This window comes from Nitrososphaera sp. (assembly GCF_036397675.1).
GTDB lineage: Archaea > Thermoproteota > Nitrososphaeria > Nitrososphaerales > Nitrososphaeraceae > Nitrososphaera.
Map to the genome: position 1 here is coordinate 21,098 of NZ_DASWIL010000020.1, position 15,670 is coordinate 36,767.

Annotated in this window: 18 protein-coding genes and 1 pseudogene; 6 read left to right on the forward strand and 13 right to left on the reverse strand. The window is 55.5% G+C overall.

The window, feature by feature from the left end; all coding sequences use genetic code 11:
• Positions 1 to 20: 20 nt before the first annotated feature.
• The 10 genes from VGA14_RS03900 to VGA14_RS03945 all read right to left on the reverse strand — a co-directional run bounded on the left by VGA14_RS03900 (position 21) and on the right by VGA14_RS03945 (position 6,725).
• Positions 21 to 1,088, reverse strand: a complete 1,068-nt coding sequence (locus VGA14_RS03900; RefSeq protein WP_331002437.1) for a hypothetical protein — start codon at positions 1,086 to 1,088, stop codon at positions 21 to 23.
• A gap of 26 nt (positions 1,089 to 1,114) precedes the next feature.
• On the reverse strand, positions 1,115 to 1,702 hold the full coding sequence (locus tag VGA14_RS03905) for a hypothetical protein (RefSeq protein WP_331002438.1): 588 nt from the start codon (positions 1,700 to 1,702) through the stop codon (positions 1,115 to 1,117).
• A 338-nt stretch (positions 1,703 to 2,040) separates the two neighbouring features.
• Positions 2,041 to 2,364: a hypothetical protein gene (locus VGA14_RS03910; RefSeq protein ID WP_331002439.1), complete on the reverse strand. Its 324-nt coding sequence runs from the start codon at positions 2,362 to 2,364 to the stop codon at positions 2,041 to 2,043.
• Positions 2,357 to 2,731: a PPOX class F420-dependent oxidoreductase gene (locus tag VGA14_RS03915; RefSeq protein WP_331002440.1), complete on the reverse strand. Its 375-nt coding sequence runs from the start codon at positions 2,729 to 2,731 to the stop codon at positions 2,357 to 2,359. Before VGA14_RS03915 ends, VGA14_RS03910 begins: the two co-directional genes overlap by 8 nt.
• Positions 2,732 to 2,738: 7 nt before the next feature.
• Entirely contained in the window at positions 2,739 to 3,098 is a 360-nt protein-coding gene (locus VGA14_RS03920) for a hypothetical protein (protein ID WP_331002441.1), read from the reverse strand.
• Between the two features lie 202 nt (positions 3,099 to 3,300).
• Positions 3,301 to 3,576: a hypothetical protein gene (locus VGA14_RS03925; protein WP_331002442.1), complete on the reverse strand. Its 276-nt coding sequence runs from the start codon at positions 3,574 to 3,576 to the stop codon at positions 3,301 to 3,303.
• A 96-nt stretch (positions 3,577 to 3,672) separates the two neighbouring features.
• Positions 3,673 to 5,205, reverse strand: coding sequence for a glutamine-hydrolyzing GMP synthase (gene guaA, locus VGA14_RS03930; RefSeq protein ID WP_349257135.1), 1,533 nt, complete (start codon positions 5,203 to 5,205; stop codon positions 3,673 to 3,675).
• A 17-nt stretch (positions 5,206 to 5,222) separates the two neighbouring features.
• Entirely contained in the window at positions 5,223 to 5,816 is a 594-nt protein-coding gene (locus VGA14_RS03935) for a hypothetical protein (RefSeq protein ID WP_331002444.1), read from the reverse strand.
• Between the two features lie 37 nt (positions 5,817 to 5,853).
• Complete coding sequence (locus VGA14_RS03940; protein WP_331002445.1) at positions 5,854 to 6,006, reverse strand: hypothetical protein; 153 nt, start codon at positions 6,004 to 6,006, stop codon at positions 5,854 to 5,856.
• A 2-nt stretch (positions 6,007 to 6,008) separates the two neighbouring features.
• A complete protein-coding gene (locus VGA14_RS03945) occupies positions 6,009 to 6,725 on the reverse strand; it encodes a 6-hydroxymethylpterin diphosphokinase MptE-like protein (RefSeq protein ID WP_331002446.1) in 717 nt (238 codons plus the stop codon).
• A gap of 96 nt (positions 6,726 to 6,821) precedes the next feature.
• Here VGA14_RS03945 and VGA14_RS03950 point away from each other — a divergent pair, with 96 nt between their 5' ends.
• Both VGA14_RS03950 and VGA14_RS03955 read left to right on the forward strand, forming a co-directional pair.
• Entirely contained in the window at positions 6,822 to 9,167 is a 2,346-nt protein-coding gene (locus VGA14_RS03950) for a valine--tRNA ligase (RefSeq protein WP_331002447.1), read from the forward strand.
• Positions 9,164 to 10,183 carry a zinc-binding dehydrogenase gene (locus VGA14_RS03955; RefSeq protein ID WP_331002448.1) on the forward strand — a complete coding sequence of 340 codons (1,020 nt, stop codon included), beginning with the start codon at positions 9,164 to 9,166 and terminating at the stop codon, positions 10,181 to 10,183. The genes VGA14_RS03950 and VGA14_RS03955 overlap by 4 nt, the downstream gene beginning before the upstream one ends.
• Here the strand turns inward: VGA14_RS03955 and VGA14_RS03960 are convergent.
• The gene (locus VGA14_RS03960; protein ID WP_331002449.1) at positions 10,180 to 10,545 is read right to left on the reverse strand and encodes a DUF6659 family protein; all 366 of its coding nucleotides are present in this window, start codon (positions 10,543 to 10,545) and stop codon (positions 10,180 to 10,182) included. The two genes, VGA14_RS03955 and VGA14_RS03960, sit on opposite strands and share 4 nt — an antisense overlap.
• Positions 10,546 to 10,624: 79 nt before the next feature.
• Here VGA14_RS03960 and folP point away from each other — a divergent pair, with 79 nt between their 5' ends.
• Genes folP through VGA14_RS03975 form a run of 3 tightly spaced genes read left to right on the forward strand, consistent with a single transcriptional unit; the run spans position 10,625 to position 13,396 of the window.
• Complete coding sequence (folP, locus tag VGA14_RS03965) at positions 10,625 to 11,461, forward strand: dihydropteroate synthase (protein ID WP_331002450.1); 837 nt, start codon at positions 10,625 to 10,627, stop codon at positions 11,459 to 11,461.
• Between the two features lie 49 nt (positions 11,462 to 11,510).
• Positions 11,511 to 12,944, forward strand: a complete 1,434-nt coding sequence (guaB, locus tag VGA14_RS03970; protein ID WP_331002451.1) for an IMP dehydrogenase — start codon at positions 11,511 to 11,513, stop codon at positions 12,942 to 12,944.
• Positions 12,945 to 12,946: 2 nt separating this feature from the next.
• A complete protein-coding gene (locus VGA14_RS03975; protein WP_331002452.1) occupies positions 12,947 to 13,396 on the forward strand; it encodes a hypothetical protein in 450 nt (149 codons plus the stop codon).
• On the opposite strand, the gene pheA is transcribed toward VGA14_RS03975, so the two are convergent.
• Together pheA and VGA14_RS03985 are read right to left on the reverse strand one after the other, a co-directional pair.
• Positions 13,393 to 14,214 carry a prephenate dehydratase gene (pheA, locus tag VGA14_RS03980; RefSeq protein ID WP_331002453.1) on the reverse strand — a complete coding sequence of 274 codons (822 nt, stop codon included), beginning with the start codon at positions 14,212 to 14,214 and terminating at the stop codon, positions 13,393 to 13,395. The genes VGA14_RS03975 and pheA overlap by 4 nt on opposite strands.
• Before the next feature lie 5 nt (positions 14,215 to 14,219).
• Positions 14,220 to 14,801 (reverse strand): exosome complex RNA-binding protein Csl4, encoded by a 582-nt coding sequence (locus VGA14_RS03985; RefSeq protein ID WP_331002454.1) that lies wholly within the window; start codon positions 14,799 to 14,801, stop codon positions 14,220 to 14,222.
• A gap of 194 nt (positions 14,802 to 14,995) precedes the next feature.
• On the opposite strand from VGA14_RS03985, the pseudogene VGA14_RS03990 reads away from it, so the two are divergent.
• Positions 14,996 to 15,670: pseudogene (locus tag VGA14_RS03990) on the forward strand (AAA family ATPase); the annotation flags it as partial.

Consider the following 15,670-nt stretch of genomic DNA (forward strand, 5'->3'; position numbering starts at 1 on the left):
CGCCGGCCAAGCATTTATCTTTATTTCAAAACAGCAAGTTGGGCCCTCTGCGCCATCCTGTGCCCGACTACCGCGCCCACTATTCCTGTGCAGGCCGCCGGCACAGCGACGAGCAGGAACACCGTCCCGAGCATGTCAAAGTAGATTAGAGCGGTCAAGCTTGCCCACACCGTCCTGTCCTTTTGCAGTTCCTTGTTGTAGGTGTGCGTTATGAGCGGGTAGTACAGCACGATGAACGCAAGGCCGATAATCGCTCCGGCCACCAGAACCGAATAAGGCGACTTCCAGCGCGAGAGGATTGCGTCGGCGCAAGCAAGAGGGACTATTGCAGTGATGTAGAGCGGTATCGTGGACCAGAGCGCGTCGTTTGGCAGAATCGAAGTCAGGGTGCCCACCAGAATGAACGACGAGGCAATAGCCGTTGCAGCGCCAAACCTACGTCCGAAAAGCGTCGACGACGCGGCCATGACGGCGGCGGTGATTACTGGAAAGCCTATAGTTGCCAATATGGCACCGGCCAGCGGGTCGGGGTTAAAGTCGTAAAAGCCTGTCTTGGAGAACGGCAGCGAGAACATGTGTATCGCCCCTGCCGCAGACAGCCACACGGGAAGAATTGCCGCTGTTATGAGGGGCAGCGGCGGCGCCTTGCACTGAAGGCTCGGATATGCGGTCGCAATTCCGATTGCCGCCCCCATGCTGCTTGCGACCATGCCGCTTACCAGTACTGAATGCGGCGGCGAAAGCAACCCGTCAAGGCCGAATGTCGAATGCCACGCAAAATCAATCGGGCCTGCGGCAAACAAAAGCGAGATCCCGACAAGGACGAGTTTTGCGGGCCAGTCAGTCCTTTTGGTAGCGCGCGATGTCGAAATGACAATTATGGCACCGGCAAGCGCCGCGCCCGTCCCAGAATAAAGCGCCGCGTGGGGAGGCGAAAAGAACGTCTCGGGCTTGTTGAGCAGGTGGTTCGTGACGTCCCACGTACCGCCCGAGATTGCAAGCAGAATACCGAGGCTTACAATGACATAGCCTGCGACGAGCCTTCTTGCCGACTCGTGCATACTGTCAAGGCCGCGCTGGTAGTTCAACGGCAATCATGCCTCTTTCGAGAATTTTAAGCCTTTGTCACCTGGACCTCGTACATGGCGACATATTCGTCCTGCTGGTCTACTATGCCGCCGGCGGGATAGTGCGCCTGGTCGCCGCTGTGTGGCAGGCCGACTGCCTTGACGAACACCACGAACCTGCCCTCGCTCTCAGGCCTGACCGACAAATCGATATTGAAGGCCTCGCCCGGTTCCCACGGCCGGCTCATCGCCTCGACAGCAGGGTAATTTGCAACCACCATCCTCTGGGTGCCTATGTATCCGGCGCCTATCTCGTCGCCCGGCCATATGAAAAGCGGCATCTGCTTGAAATTATGATCCCTAACTGTTGCGACGTCTGCCCTAGTTGCGTTTGGAAACGCGATGGATACCAATTGCAAATCAGCAGAGTCGCCTCTGTTAGCCGCGCTTACCCTTATTGAAAACTCGCCGCCCAGCGCGATGACATCGTCGGAAAGCGACACGCTGGTTATCACCGGCGCCGGCCTAGGTGACGAAAGTGTCAGCGAGTACGGCTGGGGCAGGGCGTACACCACCAGCGCAAAATAGACGACGGTAGCGGCAAGCGCTGCACCTGCGACAACCTTGGTGTTCACTACGCCTTGGAAGGAATGAACCGCTTAAATTTCTTGGGCAAAAGGGGGTATTAGGCGCTTGGCGATCCCGCGTCACGACCTGTTACAGCCCATGCCGTTAAAGTCGCGGTTTTTACCATTTGACGCAGTTTTGCTTTCGTAGCCGCCAAGCGCCAACGTTAAGCATCGTTTCTCGGCAGCTTCATAGACGCATTATCCAATTTTTCGTATTAAAGGCTTTTGTTTTTACATTATGTTGAAATTAGCTATATAAATCACTAGATTAATGTGTAACATGGATGATTTCATGTATTTTCTACATCCTAGGTTATACTAATTTAGTCAGGCTATCGACGATGTCAACCAAATCCGAAATAATGCGCTCGCTGGTGGACGTTTCTCTCGACATCATTATGGAAAATCATCCCACAGTAGCCGCATAGATACAATCCGAGCTGCTCAATGTCACCCTCTTTCAATACTGCAAGCACGGCCGGGTTGTCGGTGCTTTCCGCCACGACGTATCCTTCCTGAAGCACCTGCTCAAGAGCGTGTCTGACCTGCGCCGGCGTGCCGGACGCGATTATGCTGTCGCCCTCTTCTCTTGCGTCAAGGGCAGCAATGACCGCCGGCCTGCTCGAGTCGCACAGACGCGAAATGTCTATCTTTACCGAATCAGTCAAGCGCTATCGAGATCCCCGCGAGCTCGCCCTTGGTGGACGAAAAAAGCCCGGCAAGCTTGGCTTGGAATCCATACTTTTTGTTGCGCGCTTTAAGCGCCCCGTCTAACTCGTCTTTGTTCAGGAACCTGCCCTTTCCCTGCGTCCACTCGCCCTGAGGATCGCCCCTCATGCCGCACGGCATTATCCTCACGCCGTCGTTGTTGCGGAGGCGCTTAACCTTCCCCGTCTCACTCCTTGTCACCACTATTATCCTGTCGCCTTCAGTCACGAACCACACGGGCGTTACCACTGCCTGCCCGCTCTTTCTGTATGTCTCAAGGTTGATGTACTTGCGGCCTGAAAACTGCGCCAGCCTGTCAGAGCCCATTGAAATATCAACGTGCGCATACGAAATAAATCTTAGGCGTAGTCTCCGAGTAGCTTGCTGTCAGTATCCTTGCAGAAATGATGTCCACTATTACTGTGAATCTGAGTATGGACATCGTGTCAAGGAAGCGCTCGACGAAATAGAGCAGTGCGGTGGTCGGTATGGGGGCGCTGGACTCTCTCTTTATGAACTGCGCTCTGACGACTTCGCCGGTCCCGCCGGGGGCGACGACTATCACTGCCAGCGCCAAGTAGACGAGTATATGCCACCAGAACGCGATGCTTATGCCTATACAACCGAGAAGGAACCTGTTGTGCAGCGTCCCCAGCGTAAGCACGACGAGCTGCGAGACGATTATCGGTAACATCGTTTTAGGGCTTTTGCTTAATTGCAACCGCTCTGTACCAGTATCATTGGCGGCAGAATGCAAGCACTGGGCATGTAATGTGTCTGATAGCACGTGCGTAGGCTGCGGGGTCCGGATATGTCCAGCGTGCCTCAAAGAGCCTGATTTATGCAGGTGTGAAAACAAGCATGAATGCTGTACAAGTTAAAGCGGCTTTTTTCGTTTATGCACTAGACAATGCCTTGCAGATGTGGTATCCTTTTCCGATCCGCTCGTTGCATTTGGGGCAGAGCTTTGGCTGCGCCACTTTCATGAGCTTGTCCTGCAAGTTGCTCCTCATCGCTTCATCTTTTTGCTTGAAAAGCGCGTTCAGCTCAGCTTGCAGCCTGGGGATGTCCCGCTTGGCCTTCTTGTTGCGCATCCTTAGCCGGACTTGGTCTATCTTGTGGTTCAGGTCCCGTATCCTCTTCTTTTTGATGTGGCGGAGTGGATTGGCCAAAAACGACTGTCTTTGGTTATCGTGCTAACAATATAATGCTTCTATGCAAATTCTTTAGGTCAAATTTCTGAGCACAAAAGTGGGGGATTCTCTTTTTTACTGTGGCTCTATCGTCGCCGGCGGCTTGCTCGACACCGCATAAGTGACCCAGGTCGCGCCGTCTACCTCATTTGTTATCCTGTTGCTTATCTTCTCCACAAGCTCGTACGGAAGGCGCGTCCAGTCGGCAGTCATGGCGTCTATCGACTCGACAACCCTTACCATGACGACATGGCCGTAGACGCGCTCGTCGCCCAGAACGCCAACCGCCCTGTCATCGCCCACAGCCGCATACGCCTGCCACACTCTGTCGTAATAGCCGGCTGTTTTCAGTTCGTCTTCAACGATCTTGCTTGCCTTCTTGGCTATCCTTATCTTGTCAGGCGTGACCGAGCCAATCACCCTGACTGCGAGACCCGGCCCTGGGAACGGGTGCCTCTTTAGCAATTCGTCAGGAACGCCAAGCAACCCGGCGACCTTTCTCACCTCGTCCTTGTACAGATACCTCAAAGGCTCGATTATCTTCAGCTTCAGCCACTTTGGCAATCCGCCTACGTTGTGGTGTGTTTTTATGACAGCAGCCGGCCCCTTTGACACGCCGCTTTCAATGACATCGGGGTAAAGTGTGCCCTGCGCAAGCCACTGGAACGGCCCATGCTTTTTGGCAACTGTCACAAACTCTTTTGCAAACTGGTCGCCGATTATCTTGCGCTTTTTCTCCGGCTCGGTGACGCCTTTAAGGCGCGCAAGGAACCTCTTTTCAGCATCGACGTAAATCAGGTTGATGCCCAGATGTTCTTTGAACAATTTAACGACTTCCTTTTCCTCGCCCTCACGCAAGAGCCCGTGGTTGATGAAGACGCACGACAATTGCTTCCCAATCGCCTTATTCAACAGCGCAGCAACAGTCGTCGAGTCGATGCCGCCGCTTACTGCAGCAAGCACGCGCTCTTTGCCCGCCTTCTCGTGCACTTCATTGATTGTAGTGTCGATAAAGCTCTGCATGTTCCATTCGGGTTTTGCGCCGCTAATCTCCTGCGCAAAATTCTTCAGGAGCTGCACGCCCCGCTCGGTGTGCACCACTTCGGGATGGAACTGGATGCCGTAGAACTTTCTTTCCCTGTTGCCAATGGCTGCATACTGCGAGTTGTCCGTGTGCGCGAGTACATGGAAACCCTCAGGCACCTTCTCTGCGGCGTCGCCGTGGCTCATCCAGCAGTTGATGCCACTTCCAAGGTCTCTGAACAGATCAGAATTGTCGTCGATCTTCAGGCCTGCGCGGCCGTACTCGCGGCTTGCAGCCCTCTTTACCTTGCCTCCAAAGCTATCAACCAATACCTGATGCCCGTAGCATATTCCCAAGATGGGCTTGCCCATCTCAAACAGCCTCTTGTCAGGCTTGGGTGCGCCCTTTGCGTACACGCTTGCCGGCCCGCCGGAGAATATGATGCCCTTTGGGTTCATCTCCTTTATCACCTTCGCAGGAGTGTCATATGGGAGAAGCTCGCAGTAGACGTTTGCCTCGCGTATTCGCCGGCAGATAAGGTGGCTGTACTGCGAGCCAAAATCGAGGACTACTATCTTGTCCATCTTGTCGCTGGACATGCCTACGTTGTCTTCTCCAGCATGCGCGTAAATACCCATGTCGACGTGTTGAATATCTCGCCCAGTCGTTCCTTGTCGCGGTAGTTACCTACCGTTATGCGCCTGATCTGCCCGCCCGCCTCGTCAACCGCGTACGTGAGCGCGTCCTGTTCCTTGAGCGCGCCCTGAGACACCTTCTCGGCGTCCTTGGCCTTCATGCCGTCAAGTATCCTGCTGAGGAAGAACGACTTGAACGGCGGGGTATTGGAATTGAGGCTGACTGCTGGCGTAATTATCACCACATTGGAAGTCACTTCGGCGGTTGCGAGCAAAAAGTCGTCCTTGGCGCGCTTTAGCTGCCGCATGTCCCTGCCGGGGTCAAAGCTTACCTGCTTTGCCGGTGGCGACGCGACTATGGCTTGCTTGGCAGGCGCAAGTTTGGGCTCGGACGCAAGCGTCGCGGCGGCGCGGAAACTTCCCTGCTTTAGTATGCTGTCGACGACTGAAAGGGTGTCGCTCAGCCTCTCCAGCTCCTCCTGCTTGTCTGTTATTTGCTTCATGAGCCACTCGCGTATTTCGGCTGCGCGCCTCACGTCGTCTTCGGAAAAGCCGGACATCTGCAAGCCCTCTTGATCCTGAATGGTATAATAGTTTTTACCGCCTTTTCCTGTTTATCTTGAGCATTATTATCACCGCGACGCCCCAGAGGATGAACGCCGGGATCTTCTGCTCAAAGAACCACGCGGCCCCGCCTGCAACGGCGAAGACCATGCCTATGATGGCTATAGCCTTGCGCTGGCTGACCATGCCTAGTAGGGATAAAAGCCCTTTATCGGCTTCCTTGACGTGTCGAACAACTGCGAGCGCGACTGCTTGGCGAGGACTTTAAGCAGGCGTTTGCCGGCCCGCATCTTGCGCTTTTTCAGCTCCGCGTCTTTGACCTTCTCCTTGGAGTACTTGCCTATCTGAGAGCCAAAGTCCATGCCCACAAGCACTATCTTCTTTGCGCCGAATTCTTCCGCCAGAAACACACACCTGTCGCCGTCGGTGAAGCCTCCAAAGTTGTGGACGTTTTCGACCGGCATCACCTGAGTCGTGCCCACAAGTTTCTTGAATTTCGGCACCAGCTTTTTGAGCACGTCGGTGTTGTCGCCGTGCGCGTGCACCACCATTATCGCGCCGCCATTCGCCGCCTTTTGCAGCGCTGCTGCATTGCCGTCAAGGTCTGTGACCACAATGTCGGGCCTTATCCTGTTCTCCAGGAGCGCCTGCACCGCGCCGTCCGCTGCAATTTTCACGGCGTTCTTGTTCTTCTTGAGAACTTTGATGTTATCCTCAAGGCTCGGGCCGGCCCCGACCACGAACACGTTCCTGCCCTTCAGCTTTTTCCGCAGAACCTTGGGGTCGAGGGCCTTTTTCCTTATCATCGCGGAAAGCGCCCTTGCCGCCTCCTGGTCCTTCTCTGTGCTGTAGCCAAACTCGGCGCGAATATCCTGGTAATAAGGGAACCAGTCGATGAATTTCACGAAATGGGTTGAGCCCTCGTTAATATTAATATCTTTTCCGAACGGCCGCGTTAACGTTAATAACGGCATTGGGGGCAGCTTGACAGCAAAAGCCCGATGGAGCCCAAGATAGAGACCAAGTCGTGGAACCACGAGATTGAAAGCGCCATCCTGAAGAAATGGCAGGATGACGGCGTTTATCGCTTTGAGATTAGCGGCAGGCCGGCGTTTGTCATAGACACACCTCCGCCCTACCCCTCGGGCAAGCCTTGGCATATGGGCGCCGCCGCGCACTATGCGCAAATAGACATGATTGCCCGGACTGCAAGGATGTCTGGCAAGAACGTGCTCTTTCCCATAGGCATAGACAGGAATGGTCTGCCCGTAGAAATCTACACGGAGAAAAAATACAAAGTGCGAATGCGGCAGATGGACCGGCAGAAATTTCTGGATTTATGTAAAGGAGCATTGGACGACCTTGAAGCGGAAATGCTCCAGATAATGAAGAACATGGGGCTCTCCGGCGATTTTGCCCACTACTATCGCACCGACTCTGACGAATATCGTGCATTAACGCAGGCAACCTTCATCGAGCTGTGGAACCGCGGGCTCGTGTACCTCGCAAACAGGCCGAACAACTACTGCCCCGACTGCGGCACCACGATAGCCGACGCCGAGATAATCCACGACGACCTGCCGACGAAACTTTTGCACATGAAGTTCAAGGTTGCCGGCGCCAGCGACAGCATTATTATCGCCTCGACGCGACCGGAGCTGCTCTTTGCATGCCAGGCAGTCATAGTCAACCCCGACGACGAGCGCTACTTGGACTACCAGAACAAGTCAGTCGTGCTCCCGATCTTCGGTAGGGAAGTCCCGGTGAAAACGCACCACTCTGCCAAGCCCGAATTCGGCTCGGGCGCTGTCATGGTCTGCTCGTACGGCGACCAGAACGACGTGCAGGTGTTCCGCGAACTGCAGTTGAAAGAGATAGTCGCGCTGTCTGAAAACGGCATTACGACAGAGGCAGCAGGCCCGTACGCCAACCTGCGCATAAACCAGGCCCGCACGCGCATCATAGAAGACCTGAAGGCGGCCGACTTCGTGGAAAAGGAAGAGAGCATCATGCACAGGACGCCCCTTTGCGAGCGCAGCAAGACGCCGATTGAAATCATTCCGCTGCACGACTACTATGTGAAGCAGCTCGATTACATTCCGCAGCTGCGCGAGCTTGCAATGAAACTGAAATTCCACCCTGAGATGCACCGGCAGATCTTGTTAAACTGGCTTGACTCAGTGGTGATAGACTGGCCTGTTTCAAGAAGGCGGTTTTACGGCACCGAGATCCCGATATGGTACTGCAACTCTTGCAAATCGCCGCTATTGCCCAGGCCGGGCAAGTACTACCGGCCCTGGAAAGAAAGCCCGCCCTTTGATAGTTGCCCCAAGTGCGGAGGTAGCGAGTTCACGGGCGAGGACCGCACGTTTGACACCTGGATGGACTCATCGATAAGCCCACTCTTTGTCACGAAATTTGGAAGCGACAACAAGCTGCACGGTTACACCTATCCTGCCTCGGTCAGGCCGCAGGCAAAGGACATCATACGCACGTGGCTTCATTACACAATGCTCCGGTGCGTGCAGCTGACCGGCAAGATGCCCTGGACAGACGCCTGGATAATGGGCTACGGCGTGGACGAAAAGGGCGAAAAGATGAGCAAAAGCAAGGGTAATGTCATCGACCCGTTCCCGGTAATCCAAAAGTACGGCGCGGACACATTCCGGTTCTGGTCTGCAAGCGAGGCCAATCTGGGATACGACTTTCGCTGCTCGGAGCAGAGGATAGCCGGCGCGCAGAAATTCTTGAGCAAGCTGTGGAACGTTGGCAGGTTCCTCTCGTCATTTGATATCATCAAAGAGAAGCCTGACAGGCTGGAGGCGTCCGACGAGTGGATACTCGCAGAACTCTCAAGGCTCGTGCAGGAGTGCAGGCGCGGCTACGACGAGTACAATTTTTTCGTGCCGGCAAACGCCATCCGCGACTTTACCTGGAACATCTTTGCCGCCCACTATATAGAGATGGTCAAGGGCAGGGCATATGAGGACAAGCCCGGGCACGCGTCAGCGTTGTATACATTGCACAAGGTTCTCTCGACGCTCTTGCTCCTGCTCGCCCCCATGACACCTTTCATCGCAGAAGAGCTGTGGACCAAGATGTATTCTGAAAAGAGCGTTCACCTGCAGGAGCTGCCAGGCGCCTCCAAGACTGAAATCGAGATGGCCAAATTCACAAAAGCGATATCTGATTTCAACTCGCAGGTCTGGAACAAAAAGAAGGAGACCGTATCGCAAGAGACAGGCAGGCCCCTCTCGTTAAAAGACCCAATCGACATCGCCGTGCCTGACAACCTGGCACCTTTTGCAGCCGACCTCATCTCGATGCACAACCTGATCAGGAAATGAAGGCAGTAACTTTCTACGAGCATGGGTCCGCTAACGTCCTGCGGCACGAGGATTTCCCCGATCCTGTCCCGGCAAGGGGCGACATTGCGATAGACGTAGAGTACTGCGGCGTGAACCACCTGGACATCTGGACCCGGATGGGCATCGCCGGCAAAAAGATAAAACTGCCGCACATCTGCGGCTGCGACATCGTCGGCACGGTGAGCAGGACTGCCCACGGTGTGCTGGAAGGCGAGTGCGTCATGGTCTATCCCGGGAAAAGCTGCGGGCGCTGCGCGCACTGCAGGGCCGACAGGGAAAACCTCTGCAGCCAGTTTGCCATCATCGGTGGCATGAGCGACCACCAAGGAGGCTACGCCGAGCAGGTGGCCGTCCCGGCTAGGAACGTGATAAGACTTGGCAGGATGAAAAGCGAAGTCGCCGCCGCGCTTGCTGTCTCGTACCTGGTCGCGTGGAACATGCTCAAGACCAACGGCGCGGGGAAAGGCAGGTCGCTCCTTGTCTACGGCGCGGCCTCCGGCGTCGGTATGGCTACGATACAACTTGCCCGAGCGCTTGGCGTCTCGAAAATAGTCACCACTGCCTCCGGCGGCGACAAGGTAGAATTTGCGAGGCGCCTTGGCGTGTACCACGTCATCGACCGCTCGCAAACGGCAGACATTGCCGACGAAGTCGTGAAACTAACGGGCGGAGTCGACATAGTAATAGACCACGTGGGCGCGGCGACTTGGCAAACAAGTATGGCCGCTCTCAAGGCCGGCGGCAGGATGGCAGTCTGCGGTATGACGTCGGGCAACGACGCGACTGTGCCGGTGCGAATGTTTTACAGCAAGCAAGTTACGATGACCGGCGCACTTATGGGCACGAAAAAGCAGCTGGTTGAACTTGCAAAATTTGTGGAGGCAAAAAAGATCCGGCCGGTAATAGACTCCATCTTCCCGCTTGCGCAGGCGCGGCAAGCCCAGGAAAGGATGGAGCAGGGCCGTCACGCGGGCAAGATCCTGCTTGCCTGCTAGGACTTGCCGTTCAGTATCTCAAGCGTGTCCTCGGCGATGTCCATAGCCGTGTGCGAGTCTAGGTTCGGCTCAAGCGTCAGGACAAGTGTATGCCCGTCCATGAAAAACGTCAGGAGCGATATCTTGTCCCGCTCGACGTAGGCAAACCGCGCCTTTCCCATCGTGTCATCAAACTTGTGCCTCATAGACTTGCGGAGCGCAGTCTGCGCAAGATAAAGCTCGTCGTTGCTCTGGTCAGTTATCGAGTCGATGCCCTTGCGCATCCCGCCCGCAATAACCGCGCCCATGTCGTCGATGACCGCGGCGTACCTTACGTCGTCGTTCAGCGCAAAAACCTGTTCGCAAAGCTTTGCAAAATCCATGTCCTTTTCTGGGCTCCAGCCGCCTTTTGAGTTTTTGTAACCATCTGGTTTAAAGCGCACTTGCGGCCGCGTTACTGCGTTGAAGATAGGCCAGGTCGAGGTTGGCGGGGGTTCACATGTGAAAGTGATGGGCATAATCAACGTAAGCCCCGAGTCGTTCTACAAGGGCTCTGTCAGGGTCGGCGCAACGGAAATTGCAGAAGCCGCCAGGGAGATGCAGGAGGCTGGAGCGCACATCATAGACATCGGCGCCATGTCAACCGCGCCTTACCTCGAGACGATGATACCGGCGAAAGAGGAGATACGGCGGATGACAGAGGCGCTGTTGGCGGCCAAATCTGCCTGCAGCCTGCCAGTTTCAGTCGACACGCCTCGCGCTGAAGTGGCAGGGGCGGCCGCAAAAGCAGGGGCAGACGCGATAAACGACGTGACGGGATTAAAGTACGACCGCAAGATGACCAAGGTGGTTGCAAAGGCCGGCCTGCCAGTCATAGCCGGTGCCTACAGCAGCGCGCCTGCCAGGGGTAACGTCGCGGGCACGCTTAAGGCACTGAAGGAGACCATAGCAATCGCGAAAAAGGCCGGCATAAGCGATGTCATAGTCGACCCCTCAATCGGCTTTTTCAGGGGCGAGGGCAAGAATCCTTTTTTCACGAAAATGACCGACCTGCCCTGGTATGCGCGCGACCTGCAGGTCCTGTCAAATATCGATAAAATTGCCAGGCTGGCCCCGGTGTGCGTCTCTGTTTCGAGAAAGTCGTTCATAGGGCACCTTCTGAACCTGGAAGCAAAAAAGTGCCTTGTGCCTTCAATTGCGTGCGAAATCGTGGCAGTAATTAACGGTGCCAGCGTGATAAGGACTCACAGCGCGAAAGAGACTGTACAGGCGCTTGCGATGCTGGAGCTTTTGCGCTAGCTGGCAAACGCTTATAACGCTTTTAGCTGACTAGACAGGAAGGGAATAGTTGGACTTTAAAGAAGGTCTCACGTTCGACGACGTGCTTCTTGTCCCGAAAAGATCGCCTATCATCTCGCGCACTCAAACCGACCTCAAGACAAGGCTTTCGCGAAAAATAAACCTCAACATACCGCTGGTGAGCGCCAACATGGACACCGTGACAGAGGCGCACATGGCAATCGCGCTTGCAAGGGAAGGAGGCATCGGGATAATCCACCGGTTCATGACCATTGAGGACCAGGTGGACGAGATACTGAGGGTCAAGCGCTCCGAATCCGTTGTCATAGAGCAGCCTTACACCGTCAGCCAGGACATGACGGTTACCGATCTGAAGAAAAAGATGGCCGAGTACGAAGTCTCCGGGATGCTCGTCGAAGAGGCGGGCAAACTCGTCGGCATCATAACCCGGCGCGACATCACTTTTGAAAATAACCACAGGCGCAAGGTGTCAGAGCTGATGACAAAAGACGTCATCACAGCCAAGGCCGGCACGACCATAGAGCAGGCAAAGGAGATCCTGCACAAGTACAGGATTGAAAAACTGCCGCTGGTCGACGCCAAGGGCAAGGTAGCCGGCCTGATAACCAGCAAGGACATCCAAAAGATGGAGGACTATCCTTACGCGGCAAAGGACAGGAAGGGCCGCTTGCTCGCCGGCGCGGCAGTCGGCGTCAAGGGCGATTATCTAGAGAGGACGGAGGCGCTGCTCGAGGCTGGCGCTGACACGCTCGTAGTCGACATCGCGCACGGCCATAGCGACAACGCCATCAACACCGTCCGCATGATAAAGAAGGCCTTTCCCAGCTGCGACCTCATAGCAGGCAACGTCGCCACCGGCGAGGGCGCCCGGGACCTGATAAAGGCTGGCGTGGACGCGGTCAAGGTCGGCGTGGGCTCGGGCTCGATATGCATTACTAGAGTCGTCACCGGCTCGGGCGTTCCGCAACTGACAGCAGTCATAGACGCGGTCAAGGCCGCAAAAGAATACGACATCCCGGTCATATCAGACGGCGGCGTCCGGACTTCGGGCGACGTGACAAAGGCGCTTGCAGCCGGCGCGTCTTCAGTCATGGTAGGCAGCCTCTTCGGTGGAACCGACGAGAGCCCGGGCAAGACGCTTGTGAAAAACGGCAAGAAATTCAAGATGTACCGGGGCATGGCGTCATACATGGCGTCGCTTGGCAGAAAATATAGGGAAGAGGGGCCGCAGGTGGTCGAGTCTGACGACCTCAACGACTACGTGCCCGAGGGCATCGAGGCGATGGTGCCCTACAAGGGGAGCGTCGTCGAAATAGTCAGGCAGCTGGCAGGAGGCCTGCGCTCGGGCCTTAGCTACTGCGGCGCCAAGACAATCCTGGAGATGCAAAAGAACGCAGAATTCGTCAGGATGTCGCCGGCAGGCTACATGGAAAGCCAGCCACACGACGTAGACGTGATGTAGATTTGTCGCAAAAGACCTTTTACGCGATGCTGGCTGCTGGCGCGGTGTTTATCGCAGTCGGCGTAGCTGCCTCCATCTATTCCGGCGTGGCAGTCAAGGTCCCGCTTGACAACACACTTGGGCCCGGCCTTTCAGACGAAATCACGCCAGAGATGGACGAAGGCAACAGTCTCTCGATACACGCGGCAGGTTCCACCTTTGACTTTACCGCGCAGGACCCCGATGAGAACACCCTTACATCCGTGAAAGACCAGACAGACTATCGCTACGGCCTGACGGCGAGCAAGCCGGGCGAGTACAGGATAACAATAAAGAACACCGGCGACTCCGACGTGGTCATAACCGGCACGGCGCAGACAAAGGCCGGCCCGCTCGGGTTCACAGGGCCAATGATGCTCATCATAACGGGCGTAATCGTGGTGGGCCTGAGCCTTAGGTTCCGCCGGCGCTAAAAGCTCGCCTTTTTGTACGAGCCGAGCACCTTCAGGTACGACGTCTTGGACCTTACCGCCGAAAGGACCTGCTTTACGGCCCTGTTGCCTTGGTGGCCCTCAAAATCCACGTAAAAGTTGTACTCCCACGGCGTCTCCTTTGTGGGCCGGGACTCTATCTTTGTCAGGTTGAGCCTGCGCAGGGCAAACTCGCCCAGTATCCCAAACAGCGCGCCGGGCACGTGTTTGACAGAGAACATGATCGACGTCTTGTAGTCCTTGCCTACCCGCCTGTCGGCGCCAGGTGCGAGGACGAGGAAGCGGGTGTAGTTGTTCTTCCTATCTTCTATCCCTTCTGCCAGCACTTCCATGCCGTAAAGCTCGGCGGCGCGCCGGCTTGCTATCGCAGCAGCGCCTTTCAGCTTTTGGTCCTTTATCATCTTGACAGCACCCGCGGTGTCGTACGCCATCAAAGGCTCGAGCTTTTTCCTGCGCAAGTAGCCCCTGCACTGGCCAAGCGCCTGCGGGTGCGAATACACAGACTTTATCTCCGAAATCTTGACGCCCCGGTTTGCTATCAGGCAGTGGTGCACTCTATGATACACTTCGCCTACAGCTTTTAATTTCGTGAGCAACAACAGGTCATAGACTTCGCCGACGCTTCCTTCTATCGAGTTCTCGACCGGAATGACGGCGTAAGCCACCTTTTTCCTTTCAGCGGCCTCAAAGACGTCTGCAAAGGATTTCAGCGGCATGAGGATTGCGCCGGGGAAGTACTGTAGGGCGGCCATCTCGCCGTACGCCCCGCGTTCTCCCTGAAAGGCAACCCTTGCTGCCATCTGGGCTACTTGCCCGCCCTGTGTATCTGCCTGACCGCTTCCTTGCCGTAGTCGTGGGTCACCTTGCGGGGCTCCCACGCGCCGCATTCGATGCACTTGACGGTGTCGTTCACCCTGACGGTGTCGCCTCCGCACATGAAGCAGAGCGTGTAAAGAACGCCAAACTCTTTTTCTGCCATTGTAAGGTGCACTGTGGAGTTGAGCAGGCTCGTGACACGTCCGCGGATGATATCGCCGGTGCGGAATACAGGCCTGTCACGCCTGTCCCGGCCTACCCTCATTGAGGCGATTGCAGAGTAGCCTGAAATCGATCTTGCGCCGTTTATGTAAAGTACCTTGACTGACACCATGCTGGCAAATATCATTTCGACGTATCCCACAATGATGTCTCCCACCTTTGGCAACGTCGGCGCGTTCTTGGGCTCTATCTTGATCACGCGCCTCTTAAGGTCGTACACCTTGGCTCCAATGGCCGCCGACCTTACCGTGCCGTCGGGTGCCAGGTAAGTGTTCTTGCCGCCTTCGAACTCTTCAATCGAGGCAAGCTGTTCCCCCGGCAATATGGGCTGGGTATCCTGTTTTTCCAATTCAAAGCAAGTTGGCTTGGGCAAGTTATAATCCTTTACGGGCGCCGCATTCTTGGGGCTCTGCATGCCAAAAATGAGCACAAAAATGCTTTGATTTGAAAAAAATTGAAAAGGCCGGAACCAAACATTCATGTTTTTTTGTGCCGGGCAAAGATAATAAAGGTATAAAGACAAGTAGAGGCAAAGGTGTTAGTGTGAGCCAGAATACTCTGTCACTAAAGGTTCTTGAAGCGTATACCCGAGACGTCGGTAGGGGCGTGGCCAGGATTGACTACGACTCGATGGACTCGCTGGGCGCATCAACTGGCGACGTTATTGAGATTAGGGGCAAACGCAGGACGGTTGCCAAGTGTTTACCGCTTTACCCATCAGACGAGGGTAAGGGGATTATTCGCGTTGACGGCCTAGTGAGGAACAACGCTGGGATCGCAATCGGCGACACCGTGACTGTCAAGAAGATAAAGGCGGTCCCGGCCGAGAAGGTCATAGTCGCTCCGCTTGAGGCTATACCGCCAATCGACGAGCGCTATCTTGCAGACGCGCTAGAAAGCGTTCCACTTATCAAGGGCGACAACGTGATGGTGCCGTACTTTGGAGGCAGGCTCACCTTCCAGGTAATCGGCGTCACGCCGGCCGCAGACGCGGTTCTTGTCACTCAAAAGACGATATTCCACATAGCTGAAAAGGGCGAGACCATGAGGGGCGTACCCCAGGTCACCTACGAGGACATCGGCGGCCTGAAGGAGGAGATCCAGAAGGTGCGCGAGATGATAGAGCTGCCATTGAGGCACCCGGAGATATTCGAGAAACTTGGCATTGAGGCGCCAAAAGGCGTGCTGCTGTACGGCCCGCCAGGAACAGGCAAGACG

Coding starts and splice junctions, on each gene's coding strand:
- VGA14_RS03920 (WP_331002441.1), bottom strand. CDS start 3,098: ATGTTACCGATAATCGTCTCGCAGCTCGTCGTGCTTACGCTGGGGACG.
- VGA14_RS03940 (WP_331002445.1), bottom strand. CDS start 6,006: ATGGTCAGCCAGCGCAAGGCTATAGCCATCATAGGCATGGTCTTCGCC.
- VGA14_RS03955 (WP_331002448.1), top strand. CDS start 9,164: ATGAAGGCAGTAACTTTCTACGAGCATGGGTCCGCTAACGTCCTGCGG.
- VGA14_RS03935 (WP_331002444.1), bottom strand. CDS start 5,816: ATGTCCGGCTTTTCCGAAGACGACGTGAGGCGCGCAGCCGAAATACGC.
- VGA14_RS03950 (WP_331002447.1), top strand. CDS start 6,822: ATGGAGCCCAAGATAGAGACCAAGTCGTGGAACCACGAGATTGAAAGC.
- VGA14_RS03915 (WP_331002440.1), bottom strand. CDS start 2,731: ATGGGCTCTGACAGGCTGGCGCAGTTTTCAGGCCGCAAGTACATCAAC.
- VGA14_RS03960 (WP_331002449.1), bottom strand. CDS start 10,545: ATGGATTTTGCAAAGCTTTGCGAACAGGTTTTTGCGCTGAACGACGAC.
- pheA (WP_331002453.1), bottom strand. CDS start 14,214: ATGGCAGCAAGGGTTGCCTTTCAGGGAGAACGCGGGGCGTACGGCGAG.
- guaA (WP_349257135.1), bottom strand. CDS start 5,205: ATGGACAAGATAGTAGTCCTCGATTTTGGCTCGCAGTACAGCCACCTT.